Origin of the sequence: Nocardiopsis endophytica (assembly GCF_027706725.1) — a bacterium.
GTDB classification, from domain to species: domain Bacteria; phylum Actinomycetota; class Actinomycetes; order Streptosporangiales; family Streptosporangiaceae; genus Nocardiopsis_A; species Nocardiopsis_A endophytica.
The window spans coordinates 36,111-56,508 of record NZ_JAQFWQ010000017.1 but is presented as its reverse complement, the minus strand read 5'-3'; the positions used below and the strand labels follow the sequence as shown (position 1 = coordinate 56,508).

The following is a 20,398-nucleotide window of genomic DNA, read 5'->3' as shown; positions in this document are numbered from 1 at the left end:
CGTTACGGCAGGTCCGGGTACAGCGCCAGCTTCGGGTCGTCCACCGGGACGACGAAGCGGCGGTCCAGGAAGCGGTTGCCCTTCTCGCAGGTGGTCTCGGACACGAACAGGCACACGTGGCACGCGGCCCCGTGCAGGAAGTCGGCGTGCGCCTGGGGCAGGCGCTCGCGGCACAGCGGGTCCGACGAGCACCGCATCGCGCCCGTGAGCGCCTTGTCCACCAGCGGGACCAGGCGCTCGGGCTCGGCCTGGGACACCAGGCCGCCCAGGGTGCCTTCGGCGTCGGGGACCGCGGTGTAGACGAGGATCCCGCCGCGCGGGTCCTCCTCGTTCCCGGCGTAGATGCGCTCGGACAGGCTGGCCGCGTTGTAGCCGCACTCGATGGCGATCGTGCGGATCAGCAGATGGGACAGCGTATGCAGCGCGATATAGCGCGCCCCCGGCCACAGCCGCATCGGGTCGAACCCGCCGGGGATGCGCCCGGAGTAGCGGTTGACGCGGAACTGCCTGTAGGCCTCCTGGTGCAGGCGCAGAGCCTCGGTGCCCGCGATGCGCTCCTCCCACCCGCGAAGCGCGTCTTCAGGCACGCGGAGGAAGATGCCCTCGCCGCGCACCTCGCTCGCCGGGACCCAGGTCAGCTCGCCGCGGCCGAGCGGCGCGCGCGAGACCAGGTTCGGGTCCTCGGGGTCGGGAGCGTCCAGGCGGGTGAAGGCGGTCAGGGCGCGCACCTCGCGCAGCCGCTCGGCCTGGACCACGTCCGAGAAGTACGGCGTCAGCGCCTCGGGGACCCCTTCGGGGAAGCGGTAGAGCGCGAAGTCCTCCGTGGGCTCCGGCGCCTCGGGGGCGGAGAAGATCTCCCATTCGGGGGTGAGCAGGTCGGGCGGGCCCTGGTCCTCTTCGGCACCGGAGCCGCCGGAGGCTTCGGCCTCCTTGGCGGCGCGGACCTCCTCCACCATGGCGGCGATCTCGTCGTCGCCCCACTTGGCGAATGCGCGCATCACCGGGGAGTTCTCCCGGGCCCACTCGTACATCATGGGCGGCAGCGTGGACAGCTGGTCCCACTGCTCCTCAACCTTCAGCCGGAGCTCGCTCGCCCCGCCCTCGGGCACCGACAGCACCGACATGGTCTGGGCGAACCACTGGTTGGACGCCCCCACCACCAGCACGACCGGCCGCTCCTTACAGCCCGTCTGCTTGAACGTGCCCAGGTGGGGGTGGCGCCCCCGGCAGGCGGGCAGCTCGTCGCGCCCGCGCTCGCCCAGGGCGTCGCGGATGTTGCGCCGTACACCGCACGCCATACAGCGGATCGAGACGTTGGCGCCGATGTTGCCGCCGCGGTCGTCCATCTGGAGCTTGGGCTGGGGCGCCTTGGGGCACGCACCGCCCTTGTGCACGAAGTGCGTGTAGGGGAAGTCGTCCAGGTGCCCGCGCGAGCAGGCCAGCACGAAGCGGGCAGCGACCGCCAGCGGGGGCTTCCGCTTCTTCCGGCATCCCTGGTGGAAGAAGCGCGCGTCCTGCGGCTTGCGCGCCTTGTCGTTCTCGAAGTCGAAGGCCTTGGAGTCCAGACCGGCGAGCTCGTTGCAGGCCGTGCACCGCAGCCACGTCGGGAACGGCACCACCGGCACCCCGACGCGCGCGGCCGGCCCGTTGGGGTCGGCGTCCAGGCCGTCCAGCCACGGCGCCGGGCGGAGCTGTTCGACGTGGCGGCCGTCGTGGAACTTGTTGAGCTCGCGCAGCAGCCGGGGTTCGGCGATCGGCTCCCAGTCGGGGACGTCGTCGTAGTCCCAGTCGTCCACGCCGCGCACCAGCACCGAGACGTTCGGCAGGTCCACCAGCGCGCCCACTCCGGTGGTGAACATGAGGTGGCTGGGGCGGACGGCGCCGACCCGGCGCCGGTACTTGCCGCTCTGGGCGCTCATCGGCTCCCCTCCCGGTCCTGCTTCTTGTCGAAGGCCGACTGGCCGAGCTCGTCGGTGTCGTCCTCGGGGTCCGCCGCGCCGTCCTCGTCCGTGCCTCCGCCGGTGCCGCCGCCATCCGTGCCCCTGTCGCCGGTGGCGCCCGCGAAGGACCACTCCGGTGCGCCGATCGGCGGATTCAGGAAGCGGGCGTCCCCGGGAAGGAGGAGATTGACCTCGTTCTCGGTCTCACGCATGGACATGCCGACGGTGGTCGCCAGCCAAGGGCCCTCGCCGGGGCGGTTGAGCAGTTCCACCAGCCGGGTGGATCCGAAGGAGTCGCGTTCATAGCCGAGCCGCGCCGAACCGTCCCGCTTGCGCTTCCACACGTCCGTCAGCACCTTGAGGCGCTCGCCCAGGTAGGCGCGCCCGCGGTCGCCTCCCACGGTCTCGGCGCGCTCCAGCATGTGCCGGGTGACGTCCTCGACCACGTCGCCGTCGAGGTCCACGTCGTGGGCGTCGGCGTTGTGCGAGTACTCCTCGGCCAGGTTGCGCACGGCCGCCACGAACGCCGCCGCGGTGCCCCGGTCCAGCGAGCGGCGGGTGAACGGGGTCACCGACAGCGCCTCCACCTCGCGGTAGAAGGAGGCGTGGTAGTTCCGGAAGTCCTCGAAGTGCGCCAGGTCGCGGGGGCGCGTCCAGTTGTACAGCGTCACCACCAGGCCGGGGCGGCGGGCGTCGCGGCCCACGCGGGAGGAGGCCTGGATGTACTCGGCGGTGTTCTTGGGCTGGCCGGTCACCATCATCAGCCCGAACCGGGACACGTCGACGCCCACCTGCAGCATGGACGTCGCGAGCACCATGTCCACCGGGGCGCGGTCCTCCCGGGCGCGCAGCATGCGCCGGTCCGCCAGCTGGTGGTACTCGGGCTGATTGGGCCGCGAGCCGCCCTTGCGGAGGCTCTGGAGGACCGCCGCACCGTGCTGGATGATGGTCCGCTTGCGGTCGGAGGTGTCCAGCTCCGGGTCGAACGGGATCTCCAGGCCCTTGAGGACCCGGCTGATGTCCCCTGAGGACACGCGCGATGTCAGCTCCTGGACCTCCAAGAGCTGGGTGGTGCCCTGGAGCCGGTTGGACAGCCCCTTCGCGCGGCCGTTGCGGCGCACCCGGGTGACCACGTCGTCGTCCACGTAGCGGCGCATCCCCGCCAGCTCCCGCGTGGCGTTGAAGTAGCCGACCGTCGTCATGTAGGGGTCGGCCGCCTCGCCGTGTTTGTCGAACATGGTCTGCCCGGCGATGAGCAGGATCTCGGCCAGCCTGATCTCGGCCGACTTCAGCCGCACCCCGTGCGCGCACACACCCATGTAGCGGCGGCCCGGGTCCTTCTCGGTGATCGCCACCTGCTGGGAGAAGAAGGTGTCGGCGACGTCGGTGGCCTGTGGCGGGAAGATCTGCAGATCGCGTGCGAAGACGCCGCGCACCTGGTCGTTCGCGCGCTTGGTGGTGGCGGTGGAGGCCACGATCTTGGGCGCGGTCCGGGCGCCGTCGGGGGCGGTCCACGTGCACAGCCGGTCCACGGCGGACTCGAACAGCCCCACGGTGGTGCCCAGCGCACCGGAGATCAGATGCAGCTCGTCCTGGATGATCAGGTCCGGCGGGCGCAGCCGGGGCACGGGGCGGCTGGCCGCCGCGGGGTATCCCGCGCGCGCGATGTGGCGGCTCCGGCAGTCGGTCCTGCGGTCCAGGTCGTCGTGGCGGAACCCGTGCCGGGGGCACTGCTCCCGGACGCGGCCGAAGAGCATGCCGGCGTACCCGCTCCAGGGGAGCCGCGCCAGCTTGTCCACGGTGGCGATGACCAGGCTGGGGGTGTAGCGGTAGATCTCCTCGTCCACGGTGAGGATCGGCAGGCCCTCGGAGGACGCGCGCTGGGAGAACGGGCAGGCGTCCGCGCCCTCGCCGTTGGGACAGAACAGGCGCACCCGCCGGGCGACCGGGTCGGGGACCAGGTCCCGCTGGGCGGTCAGCTCCGCCCCGCACCAGGGGCAGGCGAGCGTCTGGAGCACGTTGGTGCGCTCGCCGTGCCCGGCCTCGCGGGCGTTCCGGATCTGCTCCTCGGCGTCGGTGTACCAGTTGGGCGAGACCCCGGCGCCGACCCACAGGCCGATGCGGAACGGCTCCTCGCCCCAGGTGCCGGGGTCGGCGCGGCGCTCCACCTCGGCGGCGCACACCAGGGCGGCGGCGCGCTGGAACTGCTGGGCGGTGAGCAGGCGGAGGGTGTAGCGCATGAGGACGGCCACCCCGGCCATCCCGGACCGGGCGTCCTGGCCGGAGCCGACGATGCCCTGGAGTCGGCGGATGGCGAAGGTGAACGCGGTCAGCCCCAGGTAGGCCTCGGTCTTGCCGCCGCCGGTGGGGAAGAAGAGCAGGTCGACGAGCGCGTCGGGTGAGGCGGCCCGCTCGGGGTGCGAGGGGGAGGCCAGGGACGGCAGGTTCAGCAGCACGAACGCGAGCTGGAAGGGGCGCCAGGAGGCGGCGGAGGGGCCGCGCTCGCGGACGGCGCGCTCGGCGGCGGCGTAGGCGAGGTCGGGGTCCTCGCGGAGCCGCCCGATCTCGGTGTGGCGGCGCTGGTCGGCCATGACCCGGTTGGCGAAGCGGAAGGCGCGCAGGGCGTCGCCGTGGCCGGGCGTGGCCGGGTCGGAGAGCAGGCCGATCCCGGCGCGGATGCGGCCGGCGGTCCGGCGGGCCTTGAAGACGGCGGCTTCGGCGGAGCTGCGCAGGGACTCGGGGAGGTCGCCGATCTCGGCCTCGCGCTCGTCCAGCCAGGCGGAGTAGCCGTCGGCGAGCGGCGCCAGGCCGGTCGCCAGCTCCTCGGGTGAGGCCGAGGCCAGGGCGTCCATGGACAGCTCGGTGCCCGCGAGGGGCGTGCCCGGGCCGGAGGGGGCGCTGGTCGGTGCGACGTCGTAGGTCGGCAGCCAGGTGGTCTCCAGCGAGCGGGCGCGGCGCAGGCCGGGGTCGGCGTCTTCGAGGACGGCGACGTTGCGGCCCCGGGCGTAGGAGAGCTGGTTGCGGTAGAGCAGCCGCAGGTGGAGCTCTTCGCTGTCGGCCTGGGGCGGGGCGGGCCGGGCCGGGTCCAGGGGGTCGTCGATCGGGAGGAAGACGGGGGAGCCGCCGTCGAGGGCGGTGACGGCCAGGCGGGCCTGGAACAGCCAGGCCGTGTCGGGGGTGGTGGAGGGCTGTCGGCGGCCGTTGATGAGGGTCAGCTCGACGGTGCGGCGGCCGTCGCGGGGGCGCACGGCGACGTCGAGGTAGACGCCGGGGGTATCGGTGTCGGCGGCGGTGAGGCCGATGCGCTGGTTCCGGTCGCCGTCCAGGCGGACCTCGCGCATGTAGGAGCACGGCTCGCGGACCCAGGTGGTGCGGGACTTGCCGTCGTCGTCGGTGAGGGAGCGGCGGGAGTACTGGCCCCAGGAGGCGGTGACGGACAGGGCGTCGGTGTCGTCGGCGACGCTGAACGCCAGGCCCATGGAGGAGGCCCAGATGTGCCCGAGGTTCTGTGTGGTGACGACGTCGGGGAGTTCACCGGCCTCCTCGCCCTTGGCGGTGCCGTCGATGCCGGCCTCGGTGTCGGCGAGGTCCCCGGCGTCGGCGGTGTGCGAGGCGGCGGGCTTGTCGCGTGGGCCGAGCATGCCGACGAGGTAGCGCTCGCGGGGGCCGCGGGCGTTCGGGGCGAACTCCTCGTAGTCGCCGCCCCAGGGGCCGAGGAGGTCGCGGGCGACGAGTTCCTGGAACTCGTCGCGCACCTGGTAGGAGGAGGCGCCGCTGAAGGTCTGGGGGGTGTCGAGGCGGTCGATGAGCTCTTGGGGGTCGGTGAGGGTGGGGCCGGTGCGGGGCGGCTGCTGGTCGGCAGGGGTGTCCTTCTCATGCGCCTCCTGAGCGGAGGACACGGAGGGCGAGGCGCCGTTCGCGTCGAGGGAGGTCTGCTCCCCGTTGGGGTTGGGGAAGAGCCCGTCGGAGGACATCAGAACAGCGTCCCTTCGTCGTCGGCGGCCTGCTTCTTGGACTTGCCGGACTTCTTCTTGTCGTGGAGGCCCTGGGCGACTTCTTCGGCGTAGCGCTCGTGGTTGAGCTCGAGGAGGCTGTCGAGGACTTCGCGCTGGGCGGCCGGGCCGATGGTGTAGCGCGTCTCACGCCCGCCGACCTTGTGGAAGCCGTGGTCGAGCCCGCCGACGGCCTCGATGCGCTCCTCCCAGCCGTAGGCACGGATGGTGGCCTCGTCGATCTCGCGGTGGATGCGGCGGAGTTCGACGATGTCCTCGTCGTTGCAGTCGGGGTCGAAGACGAGGTTGTAGGTCTTGGTCAGCCCGGAGTCCCGGGAGAGCATGACGTCCCGGCGGTAGGAGTCGAGCCGCTCACCGAGGTCACGCATTTCCTGGGTTAGGTCGGGGAGAGGGAAGGTCTCGAAGACGTCGGAGGGGGTGTAGCGAACCCGGGTCTCCAAAGTTGAGCCGCGTGTAACTGCCCACCAGTAGTGGGAGGAGCTGCTGAGCAGGGTGAGCATAGCTGCGTCGCTCATTGTAAATATAGCCAGCGTATTAGAGTAGATCTGTCCAGTCGGCACCAGTACAGGCATTGCGGTTTTGCTCGTCAAAGCAATCGCGATGACACTAGTTTCTGTTGATATTTCAGAGTAAAGCTCTCGCCTGCTTCTCCAGTACTGCCACCAGGGGTGTTTTCGGACTTGAGGAGAGGAGTTCTCTCTTTTGGGTAGGACTAGCTTGCGGGCTATGGAATATACGCGCGGGTATTCTCTTGCTTGCCCCTCGGTCCAATCATGAAAATTTATTGCCCAGCGACTTGGGGAGTGCGTTGGGTGGCTTGTAACGTCATCTCCATTCAGAAAAGGGGAAAGTACGTCATTGTATTTGTTGTCGCCTTCTAGGATGGCTTTGGCTGCATCTGGATTAATGAGAAACCCGGGACCGAGGGGGATGCTTCCCTGGAAACATTTCTTGTGATTCTGGGCGAGCCTGTATGGAAGTCCAGTTGTTCGGGATGTTGGGTCGAGAGAGGAAGTTATGCCTTCGACAGCTACGCCATCAGCTGTGCAGTCAGAATGCACGCTCGGTTGAGGCAATGATGTCCAAACGCAACAGTATTCTAGGGCTGCGCTCCTGGATGGCCAAGATTCGCTCTTGATGGATTTTCTGATAGTAGCGCCAGCTTTGAGGATCTGATCGAGCCCAACTTCTCGGGTATCTCCTTGGGCTAGCGTGTTAGTTGCAATAATCCCTACTTGCCCTTTGGGGGACAGGAGGGAGTGTGCTCGAATGGCGAAATACGCGACAAGGTCCGAATTTCCTCGGGCTTTGGCGGAGATGGAATTTACGAGATATTCTCGATAGTTAATGCCAAGAGTGCGAGTTAGCTTCTTTCCTCCCAGGAAAGGTGGATTCCCGATAATGGCATCAAATCCAGTTTTTTGGAAAACTTCAGGAAATGTGAGTGGCCAATGAAGGGGGGTTCGCGTGAAAGTGTCCTCTGGTCGATCATTCTGTAGCCAATTGTCCGCCTGAGTCTTTACTGTTGACTCTGTCGAATTGATCCTGCGTGCCAGGTTGGCCGCGGTCAAGGATCCTTCTTGTTTCTCACGCTCACTTCGCCCTGCGTGGGCCAACGCCGCTCCCGCCGTGAGGTTCGCTAGTAGGTGTGTCTGGCCCATTTCCAGATATGCGTCGGCAAGAAGAGAGCGCTTTCGGTTGAGGCCCTCCAGGGTGGTCCCATCGATCTCAGTGATCTCGCGGCGCCGTGACGCCACCCGTCCCACCAGTTCACGAACACCTGCTGTGAAGTCGATCAGCGTGCCCTCAGAATGGATCTCCCTCCCCTTTTTCGGGTCCATGTGCATGTACTCAAGCTGCTCCAGCGACGTGATCCCCAGCAGCGAGTCCCCAGCCGCCAACCGGTCGTCCAGGAACGTGAACGGTCGCTCCGGGTCCATCGACACCAGCCACAGCGACAGCTTCGCCATCTCCACCGCCATCGGGTTGATGTCCACCCCGTACAGGCAGTGCTCGATGATCTGGCGCCGTGCTTCGATCACCACCGGGTCCTCATCGGCGCTCGCGCCGTCGCTGCCCGGTGTGTAGTCGCAGACCCGCTCGTCGTCCTCGTTCGTCCACGCCTCAAGGAGCTTGTCGCCCAGATACCGCGCCGCCGCCACCAAGAAAGCGGCCGACCCCATCGCGATGTCGGCGACCTTCAGGTCCAGAATCTCCCGGCTGGACTTGAGCTTCCACTCGTCCTTGTTCGCGGTCTGGAGCGGCCCCGGCTCGTACACCAGCGGCTCAAGCGCCCCCTCAACGACCTCTTCCGCCAGGAACCTCGGCGTGTAGTGCGTCCCCGTGTTCTTCCGCAGCGACGATTCCGTCACGTACAGCTCACCCGGCAGCACCACGAACGGCAGGCCCCGCAGGTCCTCACGCAGCACCCCATAGAACGGCATCAGCCGTTCCACCAGACCTTGGTCGTTACCGATCGCCGCCTGAACCTTCTTTCGGGCCTCTTCCTTCTCCACCCCGGACATCGGCGCGAGCTTCTTCTCCAGCGCGCGGGCCGACCCGATCCCCGAGTCCTTGAACTCCGTCGCCAGCTTGGCCGCCAGCGCGGAAACCTCGGCGCACTGCGCGGCCATCTCCTCCAGCCGCCGCAGCTCCACCTCTTCCTCGGCACCGACCTTGCCGGTCAGCCCGACCGTCTCGCTCTCGGCCCGGTACCCGTCGAAGGAGAGCAGGCCCTCGTACACGTACCCGATCTGCTCGACGTCCAGCGACCGGAACGACAGCGCCCGCCGCTCCTTGCTCTTGCCCTTGCCGACCACCACGTACTGCACCGACCGCAGCATGTGCAGCACCGTGCGGTCGTCGATGAGCAGCGGCATCCACGGGAACTCGTCCGGGTTGAACAGCGACCCGTCGTGCGGGTGCATACGCAGGCGCGGGTGGTCCACGCCCCGGTACACCGCCTCGAACAGGGCCAGCAGCCGGTGCCAGGCCGTGTAGGTCTCCTCCAGCTCGTCCTCGCTGCCCTCCAGCGCGCGCTGTTCCAGCTCCGCGCAGAGCCGACCCGCCGAATACGACTTCAGGTACAGGTCGTTGTCCGAGGGCAGCAGCCCCTTCTCCTCAGCGAACAGCAGGAAGACGACACGCATCATCACCGAGACCGCGCCCCGGTACACCTCGTGCGCATCGACCCCGGACAGGTCGGGCTCGCCGCGCTCGCGCAGCTTGGTGTCGGCGCGGCCGAAGGCCGCCACCAGCAGCTCCACCGCCTGGCGCACCTGCACGCCCAGAGCTTCGGTGATCTCCTCCTGCGAGTCCTGGCTCTTGGCCAGCAGCCGGACCAGCGTCTCCTCATCCGGTACGGCGAAGAACCGGCGCCGGCACAGGAGGGAGTGGAACGCCTCCACCACATCCCGCTCGGCGCGCTCGTTCCACACCGCCGTGTCGAAGACGGCGGTGGTCGTCACGCCTCCGCGTGGCGCCCACACCAGCGCCCACCAGCGGCCGTCCGTGGCCAGCCCCAGTTCCACCCCATGGTGGCGGCAGAGCTGCGCCATCCGGTCCGCCGGGCTGGCGGCCCACGCCTCGCCCTGGATCCGGGCGGTGGGCTGCTGGCCGGGCGGGCACACCAGCCCCAGCACCCGGGCGGTGTCCGGCTTGACGGCCTCGCCCGGGTCGGTCAGTACGAACGACGGGATGACGCGCGTCTCGTGCTCGGGGACCTCCAGTGCGAGCGCGTCGAGCGCGGCGGCATCGTCGCCGTTGCCGTCCCCCTCCTCGCCTCCGGGGGAGGGATCGTCGGCCGCCTCGCCCGCCTTCGGCGCCTCGTCCGCCCGCCCAGCGCTCCGCGTCACCAGGTGCAGGTCATCGCCCCACGCCAGCATGTCCGAGAGCAGGTAGCGGATCCACGCCTCCTGCCCGACCGTCGTGGCCGAGGCGGCCTGCCAGCGCGCGTGCTCGCGGCGCAGTCGGGCGCGCTTCTCCCTGTCGAGCGGGTCGAGCCGCGCGGGCCAGGTGGCGCGCAGCACCGGCAGTGTCAGGAACGGCCCGTCGACCTCGATCAGGCTCAGCCAGTTGCGGTGCTGCTCGGCGCTGTCCTCGCCGGTGGTGCGGCGCCGGCGTGCGACTGTGGTGGGTGCGCTCATCGGACGGCCTCCCGCTTCGGAACGACGAAGACGACGGCGACGGGGAAGGAGTGCGGCTCCTGGCGGCTGTAGCGGGCCGCGATCGCCTCCAGTTCGCGGTCGCGCTCGGCGGCCAGCATCTCCAACCGTTTCTCCCAGTTCATCCGGTCCTTCCGGTACTGCTCGCGCTCTTCCTTGGTGGTGCGGGTGACCTCCGCCGTACTGAACAGCGCGTTCTCGGCGTCCGCGTCGTCCTCGGCCAGCGCCGCCCGCAGCGTGGCGCTGAACCGGTCGATGACCTCGGTCGCGCGCTCGCGCTCCTCGGCCTCACGCTGCTCCAGCCTGCGGCGCAGCGACTCCAGCCGCGTCTCCTTGCGCCACTCGATCGCCTTCATCAGGCCGTCCGAGGCACGGTCGGTCCACCGCTGGTGGATCCGGTGCCAGACCGGCCCGGCCAGCGGCGTTCCGTCCGTCAGGCCCCGGTCGAGCATCCCGCGCAGCGCCCCCAGGTTCTCCAGGCGCCGGAAGCGCCCGCCCTCGGGCAGCCAGCCGCCCGCGTGCAGCACCTCCTCGTGCAGGCGCATGCCGTCGGCCCCCACCAGCACGAACCGGGAGAAGGCGCCGACCAGCACGTCCTCCAGATCCGGGTCATCGCTGACGACGGCGGTGACGCGGTCAAGGCCCACCTGGTCGTTGGAGACCGCCGTCTGGAGCAGCCGCGTGGACATGGCGACCAAGGGGTGGTTGAGGTGGGCCAGCACCACGTCGTCGCGGCCCTTGGCCACCTCCGGGTCGAAAGTGACGGGGAGCTGGCGCAGCGGCTCCTCCCGCCCGCGCCCACGGCCCTTCCCGCCGCCGTCCCCGGAGCCCGCGGCGGGCTTCTCGGTCAGGCCCTCGCTGGCCCGCACCCACGAACCGGTCAGCGGCGGCACCTCGAACATGCCCTCGGCGAAGTGCTTCTCGTCCACGTGCGGGCGGAGGGACTGCTGGCGGGCTAGGCCCAGCGCCGTGTCCACCACCCGCTTCACGCGCACCGGGGTGATGCCCAGCTCTTCGACGGTCCGCTCCAGCTCGGTGCGGACCCGCCGGACCTGTTCGCGGACGTTGGCCTCGGACGGCACCCGGTCGCCCTTGGCGCCGGCCGCGTCCACGTCCACCGGCGCGCCCTGGCCGAGCATCCGGCGCTGCACGGCGTCCGACAGCACCGCGTTGACCGACCCCAGGTCCTCCTCCATGCGCGCGACCTTGGTGGCCACGCGGGACAGGAACTCCAGGTCGGCCTCATAGGAGTCGACGGCCGTGTCCCAGCCGGTGCCCACGAAGTGGCGGATCTCGGGGGTCTGGGTCTGCCCGTAGCGGTCGATGCGGCCGATCCGCTGCTCCAGCTTGTTCGGATTGAACGGGATGTCGTAGTTGACCAGCCGGTGGCAGTGGCGCTGCAGGTCGATGCCCTCGCTTGCGGCGTCGGTGGCCAGCAGGATGCGCACCGGGTGCTCGGACGGCTCCTTCTGGAAGGCCACCCGCAGCCGCTCCCGCTCGTCGGTGCCCAGGCCGCCGTGGAGTTCGGCGACGCGGTCGCCGCCCAACCCCTGCTGGCGGAGGAGCTCACGGAGCCAGTCGAGGGTGTCGCGGTACTCGGTGAACACGACGACGCGCTCGTTGGTCCAGTGCTCATCGGGCTTGCAGACCGCCGTCAGGTACTCGATGAGCTTGGTGGCCTTGGCGTCGGGGAGCGCCTCGTGGTCCTGGGCCCACTCGAGCATGCGCTCCAGGAGCGCGGTCTCATCGTCGTCGGGGTCGGGCTGCATCGGCCGGGTGCGGTCGAGGGCGTCGTCCTCGGCCTCCGCCAGCTCCTCGTCGCTGTAGGCCGCGGCCTCGTCGTAGAAGTCCTCCATCCACTCGGGGACCTCGTCCTCGCCGTCCTGGTCGGCGAGCGGGTCGAGCGGACGCCCCTTGGCGCGCAGCGTCTCCAGGTAGACCTCCACCGTGTGCGCGAAGGCGGCGGGGCTGGAGAACAGGCGCTTCTTCAGCAGCAGGGTGACCAGGTCGGTGGCCTTGCGGCCGCGGCGGGTGGTGAGCTTCCTGCGGCGCAGCTCGGCGAAACGGGTGAGCAGGCCGTGGATCTCCCGCTCGCTCTCGGGGTAGTCGACCGGCAGGGAGCGCGCGTCGCGCTCGACGAAGCGGGGGTTGCCGTCGGCGTCGGTGATGTCGCGCTTGAGGCGGCGCACCACCGTGTCCTTGACGGCGGCCGGGTCGGGCTCGACGCCGCGCGCGAAGCGCTGGTCGTCCAGGATCTCCAGCAGCGCGGTGAACGAGGCCTGGTAGCCGTTGTGCGGGGTGGCCGACAGGAACAGCCGGTGCGTGAAGTGCGGGGCCAGGCGGCGGATGAGCTTGGTCTGCTGGGAGTCCACGGCGTAGACCTGCTTGGGCGCCGCCGGCGCCACGTGGTGGGCCTCGTCCAGGATGAGCAGGTCGAACACGCGGTCCTCGGGGCCCATGGCGCCGCCGGCGGGCAGGACCTCGTCGAGGAGGCGCTGGGCCTTGGGGCCGCGCAGCCAGGACAGGCTGACGATGGTGAGCGGGTAGACCTTGAACGGGTTGGCCGCGCTGCCGTAGTCCCGGCGGACCTGGGCGCAGCGGTCGGAGTCGATGACGGTGAAGTCCAGGCCGAACTTCTCGGCCATCTCGTCCTTCCACTTGACCGTCAGCCCGGCGGGGCAGACGACCATGATGCGCTGGGCACGGTGGCGCAGCAGCAGTTCTTGGGCGACCAGCCCGGCCTCGACCGTCTTGCCGAGGCCGACGTCGTCGGCGAGGAGCTGGTTCACGCGCGGGGCGCCCACGGCGCGGGTGACCGGTTCGAGCTGGTAGTCCTCGATGGCCACGCCGGAGCGGAAGGGGGCCTGGAGGGTGCGGGTGTCGGCCGAGGTGACCGCCGACCAGCGGACCGCGTCGAGGAAGGCGGCCAGGCGCTCGGGCGGGTCGAACCGGTCGGGGGAGACCGGGGGAAGTGAGCCGCGGGGGAGGACCCGTCGGCCTGGCTCGATCTCCCACAGGACGCTCAGGGTCTCGCCGTAGCGGCCGCTGTCGGTGTTCTGCAGGGTCACCAGGGTTCCGCCGTCGGCGTGGTCGACATCGCTGACGACCCACTTCTGTCCGCGGACGGCGACGAGCGATCCCGGGGCGGGGCGCTCTTCGGTTGTGCTGGGCATCGCCGGACTTCCTGATCGCGCTGGTGGGGCGCACCCCTTGCGGGGCGGCGCGGGCGACGCGTGGCCAAGGGAGGTGTGAGCGGAGCACCGGACCGTGGCTGCGGGCAGCGTCGGATGAGCCCACCGTAGCGAGTGTGAACCGGGTTCACAACCAAGGAATGGGAAAGCGGAATGCCGCGGAGGAAGAAGGGACGAAGGTCCCTTTCGGGCGATCCTCTAGGAAGGAGGACGCGGTGACCGCTTCCGAGGTTGACGTTTTCGGAGGAGCGGAGACGTGAATGGTTTCACAGGCGTGCTCGGGCCGCGGGGCGGTGTGGGGGGCATGGCCGGAGGCGGCCAGGCGGCGGCCTCCGGTGAGCCGGGCTGATAGGGGGTCAGGGCGTGTGCTCGACCAACGAGGAGAGGAAGGCGCGCCACTCGGAGGAGGGGAAGCCCAGTACGGCGTCGTCGGGGTGCTTGGAGTCGCGTAGGGCGGCTCCGGCCGGGAGGCGGGCGACCTCGACGCAGTTGCCGTTGACGCCGCTGTAGCTGCCGGTCCTCCACTCCGGCTGCTTCGACACGGTTCTCGCTCTGCTACACGTGGGGCTCGGCCAGATGGCCGAGCCCCACGCTCGTCTGCCTAACGCTCACCGTCGAGCGATCTCAGAAACGCCGCCCACTCGGCGCTCGGGAACTCCAGGTGGCCCCGCTGCCGGTTCATCGTGTCGCGCACGGCGCTCATCCCAGGGACGTCGGCGACCTCGACACAGTTCTGGGGAGTGCTATAGCTGCTCTTTCGGAAACGGAGGTCTCGGAGGGGACTCACAGTCATCAGCCTCTCTAGCGTCGCATCAGGGAACGCATCAGCTCCACAGACTCATGTGGGTCAAGCGCAATGGACTGGGCTTGTTCGAGGAGAGTCCGGTACCGTTCGATCTCTTCAGGCCGCTCCAGGTACAGCCCGTCGGTGTCCGTCTCCAAGAACACGAACGGCGCGATGTCCGGCCCGCTGTATTCAAGTATCACGAACGGGCCCACGAGGCCGCTGCGGAAGCTCTTGGTAGTTGGCAAGACCTGAAGGGTCACGCCGTTAGCCGTGTCCTCTCCCACTCTGACGAGGTGCTCTAGCTGCTCCTGCATCATCTCGGGCTCGGATTCCATCCGTCGGAGAGCGTTCTCATCGATGATCGCCCAAAGCCGGGGCGCGTCCGGTCTGGCCAGGAGAGCCTGGCGCTGCTTGCGGGCCTCGACAGCCCTTTCGACCTCCTCGGCCGCCAGCGGCGCCGACGCGGCCCTTTGGTGTAGGCGCGCGTAATTCTCGGTTTGCAGGAGGCCGGGGACGACGATCGGTTCGTAGGTCGAGATCCGTGTGGCCTCAGCCTCGAGACTGACGTATGCGCCTGTCAGCACATCGCCGTACCGGTGCCACCACCCCGGCTTGCGGGACTGGCGGACGAGCGCGAGGACCTCGTCGTGCTCGGCGGTTCCCTCCGCCACCTCGTAGACCCGTAGCAGGGCGCTGACATCGGTGACAGAGGGCTTGGCGGTGCGGCCCGTCTCGATGTTCGAGACCTTGGCCGACGACCACTCCAATCGGTCGGCCACTTCTTCCAGGGTTAGCGAGCCGTCGCGGCGCAGGCGCCGGAGGACTCCTGACAGCTGGCGGCGACTGATGGTGGGTCCGGGCACGTCCCCTCCTTGACGGTCGTGGCGATCTTAGCGCCGCCCCCGGCTGCGGGGTCGATGTACGCATTCACCGCATAGATCTCGTGATGGCGACTTTCGGACTCCCTATTGAGGATCGAAAATTTACGTTCGATGATGGAGGGCGTCAACCTTCCACCGGGTCTCCTAATCGGCCCGACCTCTCCCCTGGGGGAGCCCATGTCCACTCCGGCCACCGCGCCCCGACCCGAAGGGGCACCCCGATGAGCGTCACCTACGCCGCCCCTCGCCTCGACGGCGACTCCTACTCCCGCTTCGTCGAGCTCGCCCTGCACTACACCCGCTGGGGCCTGGGCTACACGTCCGACGGAGTCGCGCTCCTGTTCACCGCCGCGCACGGCGGCCACGACGTCGGTTTCTCCTGCCGCGACCTGGAGGACTTCGCCGCCCTGCTCGCCGCCACCGACCACTACCTGGCCCACCTGCCCCGCCCGCGCGTGCGCCCCTACCTCGACGCCCACGAGCGCCGAGCCGCCTGCCGCGAGGCCAAGGACCTGCGCGCCCTGACCGCCCTGGCCCGGCGCTTGGGCCGCGATGAGGTCCGGGACGCGCCGTTTCGGCGCGCCATGCCCGGCTGCGGGAGGCCCCGGTGAACCGCCCCGTCCGCATCACCGACCCGGCCCCCGGCATGGTGCGCCTCGACGAAACCGAGGACGGCGAGCTGCTCTTAACCCTGGCTCCCGGCGTCCACCTCGTGCTGCGCCTGGGCCGCCACGACAGGGCCGACCTCCAGTACGCCTACCTCGAACGCCTCATGCGCCAGGTCGGCGCCGCCCGCCGACTCGTCCACAGGCCCGACCTCCCCCGCCGCTTTTCCAGCGGAACCGTCAAGGGCTGAGCCCGAAGGCCACAGCACACCGGCCCCGCTGCCTTCCGGACGGGGCCGGTGCCCCCGGTCGCCCGCGGGGCGAGAGGCTGGACGAGAATTCGTGGGTCGTGGTGATGAGGAGGGCCCAGTGACATCCATCGCGCTGTTCAACAACAAGGGCGGTGTCGGGAAGACGACGCTGGCCTACCACCTCGCCCACATGTACCAGCGCAGGGGGAAGCGCGTACTGGCGGTAGACCTGGACCCGCAGTCCAACCTCACCTCGGCGTTCCTGGACGAGGACGATCTGGCCTTCCTATGGGATGAGACGGACCCCTCCTTTGGGCCCCGGCAGGAGGTGATGTTCACGCTGCTGTCCCCGGGCACCCCTAAGACGATCGCGCAGGCCGTACAGCCCATCGTCGAGGGGACCGGTGATGTGGAGCTCATCGAGCCGGCGCAGGTGGTCGAAGGGCTGTGGCTCCTTCCCGGCGACCTCGAACTCAGTCGGTTCGAAGATGAACTGTCCCAAGCATGGGGCAACACCCTTGCCGGAAACGCCAAAGCCGTGCGCGCGACGACCGCCTTCTACCGTGTCATCCAGAACGCGCGTCGAGTGGTCGACCCTGACGTCGTGCTCATCGATGTCGGCCCGAACCTGGGTGCGATCAACCGTGCGGCCCTCCTCTCCTCCGACACGGTGCTGATGCCGCTCGCCGCAGACCTCTTCTCCCTGCGCGGGCTGCGGAATCTGGGGCCGACGCTCGCCGAGTGGAGGAGGAAGTGGCAGGGCGTCGTCGTGCACCAGGCTCCGGAGGACATGGTGCTTCCGAGCGGTGACATGAGCCCTCTTGGGTATGTGATCATGCAGCCGGGATTCCGCCTGGATCGTCCTGTCGGGGCCTACAAGCGGTGGCTGGACCGCATTCCCATGGTGTACGAGCGCTTCGTCCTGGAGGAGAGCGGCATCGAGGGCGACGGAGACCACGAGATCGCCACGATCCGCCAGTACCGGAGCCTCATGCCGCTCGCGCACGACGCTCGGAAGCCGATGTTCGACCTGAGAACGGCCGATGGCGCGATGGGGAGCATGCAGGGCTTGGTCGAGAAGTGCAGGTCGGAGTTCCGGGATCTGACGTATGCGATCGACGGCCGGCTGGCCACCTTGCGTGAGCAGGGTAGATAGCCGAAAGCGCGAGAGGTGGGCCACTGGTGTTGCAGCCAGGTCACTCGGCGGGGAAGCTCAACTGTTCGTCCGAAGGCGGTCTCTTCCTGTTCCATTCATCGGGGAGCAGCGCGTGAGCGGCGGTGAGTTCGCCCACGGTGATCAGTTGTCCGTCCATGATGTCATCGAGGAGTCGTTCCTGCTGGGGCTCGAGATCGACGAGAAGTGTCAGGACCGACAGGAGGTCGACGAGCTCGTCGGTGTAGTCGGCTGACCACCGGTCGGGACGGATGTCGTCCAGGGGAGTGCCCTTTCGCTTCCCTCGTGGATTGCGCTGCCGGGAGGAGAACCACTTCTTCACCACCTGCATGCCGTTCACGTCGTAGTGCCAGGCACGCGGCGACACGGGAGCGATGGCGCCTTCCCCGACGTGCAGACGGTCTCCCGCGTCACCGGTGTCGGAGTCGTGCCAGATGCGGTCGGGCAGCCCTCCTTTGCCATCGGAGATCTCGGCGACGAGCTGCGGGCGCCGCCCGCGGGGGAGGCGCGGGGCACCTCGCGGCCTGTCCGCGTCCGGGTCGCAGAAGCGCTCCCCGTAAGTGTGCAGCCAGATGATCTGGCGCCCGGACTCGACCGCGGCCTGCCAGAGGTCGGGGTCGGCTGACAGGGGGATGCGGATCCCGGGAACCTTCAGCTCCTCCTGGAAGCGGGCCACGAACCCGGGGTGAGCCACCACTCCGGCACAGTAGGCCATCAGATCCTCGACCGTGACGGTGATTCCGAGCCGCGACTCCAAGGCCGAAAGCAGCCGGGGCGGCGTATTAGGCACCCTCCCCGCCCGGTCGCGGTGAAGGGGGAGCACTCTTCCGCCACGGTTGTTGAAGTAGTGCTGGTCCGGGGGACAGAACGTGAAGAGAAGTCCGGGGCCGGAGGAGACCTGAAGGGAGTGCTGCTCCACGGCATAGACCTGCTGCAGGCCAACACACTTCCAGAGTGCAGGGCGGATGCGGTCTACGAACCGAGGGTCGTTGACGATGAACTGCCGGTCGAACGCTCGGTGGGCGAATTTCGTGATCACGGGTTCAAGGTGGTCGTCGGCTATGGCAGGCAGATTCTCGACGCCCTTCAATGTGGTTCGGTCGTCGGTGGCCTTGAACAGGTGGTCCATCGTGTCCGGACGGGCGCTTTTGAGTTTCCTCCAACGCTGAAGCAGCGTTGAGCGTTCAGGGGCGATGACCCAGGTACGGTTCGCCTTGACGCCGGGGGCGTGCCAGGGGAACAGATTGGCGAATGCGGGGAAGGAGCTCCAGGCGACGGCCGAACTGGAGGTTGGTAGGAAAGGGGCCGTTGCACCATTCTGGGTGAGGGCGAAGGCATCGCCGTCGACGGACAGGGATGCGTCGGAGGACAGAGCAGTGAACTTCTGTTCTTTGAGTCCTTCCAGAGCCGTGTACCAGACCTTTGCGGGGCGATCGGGGCGGGGCTCTCCGTAGCGGACGAACACGGCGATGCAGATCGGGTGCTGGACGCCTGGGAAGACCCGGGTCGGGCCCGGAGCCTGGTGCCCTTCCGGAGAAAGGTCGACGATCCATCCTTCGTCGGCGGTCGCGCGCAGGTACCTCCGCATACCGGCGAACACATTCCCGGTGAGGAATGCCGACGTGCTGACGAGGGCGATGATGCCGGCGGGGTCGTCAGGATGGGCGTCGAACAGTTTCCATGTTGCCCAACGCCAGAAGTATATTGCGGTGTGGTGGAGCTTATTGTCGATCCTTCCCATGCCTGGCTCCCTGAACTCGTCCAGAGATGGGCGACTGTCAATGGGGTCCGTAACAGGGTCGGTCCTTCTTTTCGAGATCCACGGTGCTGGTGCCCTTTGGTGAGCCTGGGCGAGATAGGGGGGATTCCCGAGCGCGACCTGAATGCGTGTCGTGCACTTCGTCTCGTTCGCCCTCCTGCGGAAATCCAGGATCTCCTCGTAGCGGAGGCCGTACGCCGGAACCGCGAGGCCGGGGTCGTCGAGGGTGTTGACCAGGAAGCGCCGATGCTCCTTGGGCACCTCAACTCCGTACACGTCCTGGAGCTGCTGGTGCAGTCGAAGCTCGGCGACCGCGAACGGCGCAGCGCTGGACTCGAAGCCGATCAGCCTGGACTCGTACATCTCCCTCAGCCGGTGCCGTGTCTGGACGGGCCCGACCTCGTCGAGGAGGGTGGTCGCTGCCCGCCTCGTGACGGCCGCAAGGAATGTCCCCGTACCCATTGCCGGGTCGATTGTTGTGACGCTCCTGTGTGCAAATCCGGTCCTCACGCCCATCTTCTTCTTGAGGACTGAGTCGACGAACTCCGCCATATAGGAGGCCACAGGGTCGGGGGTATAGTATGATCCGCTCTTCTTTCGCAATTCGAGGTCGTAGCGGGACAGGAATACCTCGTATAGGTCGGTGTAAAGGTGTTCCTCTCCCTGCATTACCGTGTTCCAGTCGAGCGGCTGGAGAATGCGGATGACCGTGGGAAGGATCGTCTTCTTCTCGACCTCTTCGCTGGACACGAGCGTGGAGAACGCTTCCCCCAGGAAGCGGTGGTGCTTTCCGAGCTGTTCGCCGATCTCGCGTGCGGTCTTGTCGGTGAAATCCACCCCTGATTCTCGGGCCACCAGCAGGGAGAAGGTTACAGTCTGGGCATAAGCGTCTGCGAAGTCGGGGCCGGGTTTCATGGTGGGGAAGAGGATGGTCTTCCAGTCTCGGGCGAGGCCGGTGAACGGTTTGAGGCCGTCGCTGTAGCGCTCCTCCTCGATGAGATCGATGATCTCTCCCCGGAGTTGGCGGCACATGTGCGCGACTCGTGTGATGAGCTGGTCGAGTGTGTAGCTCTGTTCGGGAGCCCAGGTGAGGAAGTCCCACAGCAGCGTCTCGAATTCGCGCTGTGGTGGGATCCTCTTTTGTTTCGTCGAGAATAGGGGCGGGGTCTCCGTGGTCCGTCCGCGCTGGATGCCGTAGCGGAACAAGGACCATTCTGTTCCGTTGCTGTAGAGGAGGTTTGGAAGACTCCTCAGGTTCTCCCACTGCTGAAGATCGTGGCCCTGCACATACTCGCTCGGAGGTATCGGGTGATTGGGTTTCTTGAGCTCGACATAGCCGATCCTGTTGATCGGGGATCGTCCGGTATCTGCTGTATCGACGCCGAAGTCCGGGCGAGCGCCTAGTCCTTTCACTGGTATCTCGCCGAATACGGTCACGGGTATGCCCATGTCTTTGGAGAGATCCTGAATCAGGATTTTGAGGGGAGAGCGCAGCTGCTCCTCTTTCCAACCTCCCCGATTCGAGGATCGTTTGACCTCGTCGATGAAGGCCTCGAGTCTTCGTGCGGCGTACCCGCCGACGGGGAGGTGGGGGCCGTGGTCGGGGGAGGGGTCGCTCGGCAGCGCCGTCATCG

11 protein-coding genes are annotated in these 20,398 nt (G+C 68.3%); 3 read left to right on the top strand and 8 right to left on the bottom strand.

Annotated features, from left to right (window positions below; all coding sequences use genetic code 11):
* Nucleotides 1–2 precede the first annotated feature (2 nt).
* The 7 genes from drmB to O4J56_RS08405 form a co-directional block, all read right to left on the bottom strand.
* Nucleotides 3–1,919: a DUF1998 domain-containing protein gene (gene drmB, locus O4J56_RS08435; RefSeq protein ID WP_270684911.1), complete on the bottom strand. Its 1,917-nt coding sequence runs from the start codon at nucleotides 1,917–1,919 to the stop codon at nucleotides 3–5.
* Nucleotides 1,916–5,914: a DISARM system helicase DrmA gene (gene drmA, locus O4J56_RS08430; RefSeq protein WP_270684909.1), complete on the bottom strand. Its 3,999-nt coding sequence runs from the start codon at nucleotides 5,912–5,914 to the stop codon at nucleotides 1,916–1,918. The genes drmB and drmA overlap by 4 nt, the downstream gene beginning before the upstream one ends.
* On the bottom strand, nucleotides 5,914–10,098 hold the full coding sequence (locus O4J56_RS08425) for an Eco57I restriction-modification methylase domain-containing protein (protein ID WP_270684908.1): 4,185 nt from the start codon (nucleotides 10,096–10,098) through the stop codon (nucleotides 5,914–5,916). The genes drmA and O4J56_RS08425 overlap by 1 nt, the downstream gene beginning before the upstream one ends.
* Nucleotides 10,095–13,289 (bottom strand): DISARM system SNF2-like helicase DrmD, encoded by a 3,195-nt coding sequence (gene drmD, locus O4J56_RS08420; protein ID WP_270684907.1) that lies wholly within the window; start codon nucleotides 13,287–13,289, stop codon nucleotides 10,095–10,097. Before drmD ends, O4J56_RS08425 begins: the two co-directional genes overlap by 4 nt.
* Before the next feature lie 374 nt (nucleotides 13,290–13,663).
* Nucleotides 13,664–13,849: a DUF397 domain-containing protein gene (locus O4J56_RS08415; protein WP_270684905.1), complete on the bottom strand. Its 186-nt coding sequence runs from the start codon at nucleotides 13,847–13,849 to the stop codon at nucleotides 13,664–13,666.
* A 59-nt stretch (nucleotides 13,850–13,908) separates the two neighbouring features.
* Nucleotides 13,909–14,100 carry a DUF397 domain-containing protein gene (locus O4J56_RS08410; protein WP_270684903.1) on the bottom strand — a complete coding sequence of 64 codons (192 nt, stop codon included), beginning with the start codon at nucleotides 14,098–14,100 and terminating at the stop codon, nucleotides 13,909–13,911.
* A gap of 8 nt (nucleotides 14,101–14,108) precedes the next feature.
* Nucleotides 14,109–14,957 carry a helix-turn-helix domain-containing protein gene (locus tag O4J56_RS08405; protein WP_270684901.1) on the bottom strand — a complete coding sequence of 283 codons (849 nt, stop codon included), beginning with the start codon at nucleotides 14,955–14,957 and terminating at the stop codon, nucleotides 14,109–14,111.
* 239 nt (nucleotides 14,958–15,196) lie between these two features.
* Here O4J56_RS08405 and O4J56_RS08400 point away from each other — a divergent pair, with 239 nt between their 5' ends.
* From O4J56_RS08400 to O4J56_RS08390, 3 genes are all read left to right on the top strand, one after another.
* Nucleotides 15,197–15,586: a hypothetical protein gene (locus tag O4J56_RS08400; protein ID WP_270684899.1), complete on the top strand. Its 390-nt coding sequence runs from the start codon at nucleotides 15,197–15,199 to the stop codon at nucleotides 15,584–15,586.
* Nucleotides 15,583–15,831, top strand: a complete 249-nt coding sequence (locus O4J56_RS08395; RefSeq protein WP_270684897.1) for a hypothetical protein — start codon at nucleotides 15,583–15,585, stop codon at nucleotides 15,829–15,831. Before O4J56_RS08400 ends, O4J56_RS08395 begins: the two co-directional genes overlap by 4 nt.
* Before the next feature lie 118 nt (nucleotides 15,832–15,949).
* Nucleotides 15,950–16,987, top strand: coding sequence for a ParA family protein (locus O4J56_RS08390; RefSeq protein WP_270684895.1), 1,038 nt, complete (start codon nucleotides 15,950–15,952; stop codon nucleotides 16,985–16,987).
* Between the two features lie 40 nt (nucleotides 16,988–17,027).
* Here O4J56_RS08390 and O4J56_RS08385 read toward each other — a convergent pair whose 3' ends face one another.
* Nucleotides 17,028–20,396, bottom strand: coding sequence for a type ISP restriction/modification enzyme (locus O4J56_RS08385; RefSeq protein WP_270684893.1), 3,369 nt, complete (start codon nucleotides 20,394–20,396; stop codon nucleotides 17,028–17,030).
* Nucleotides 20,397–20,398 lie beyond the last annotated feature (2 nt).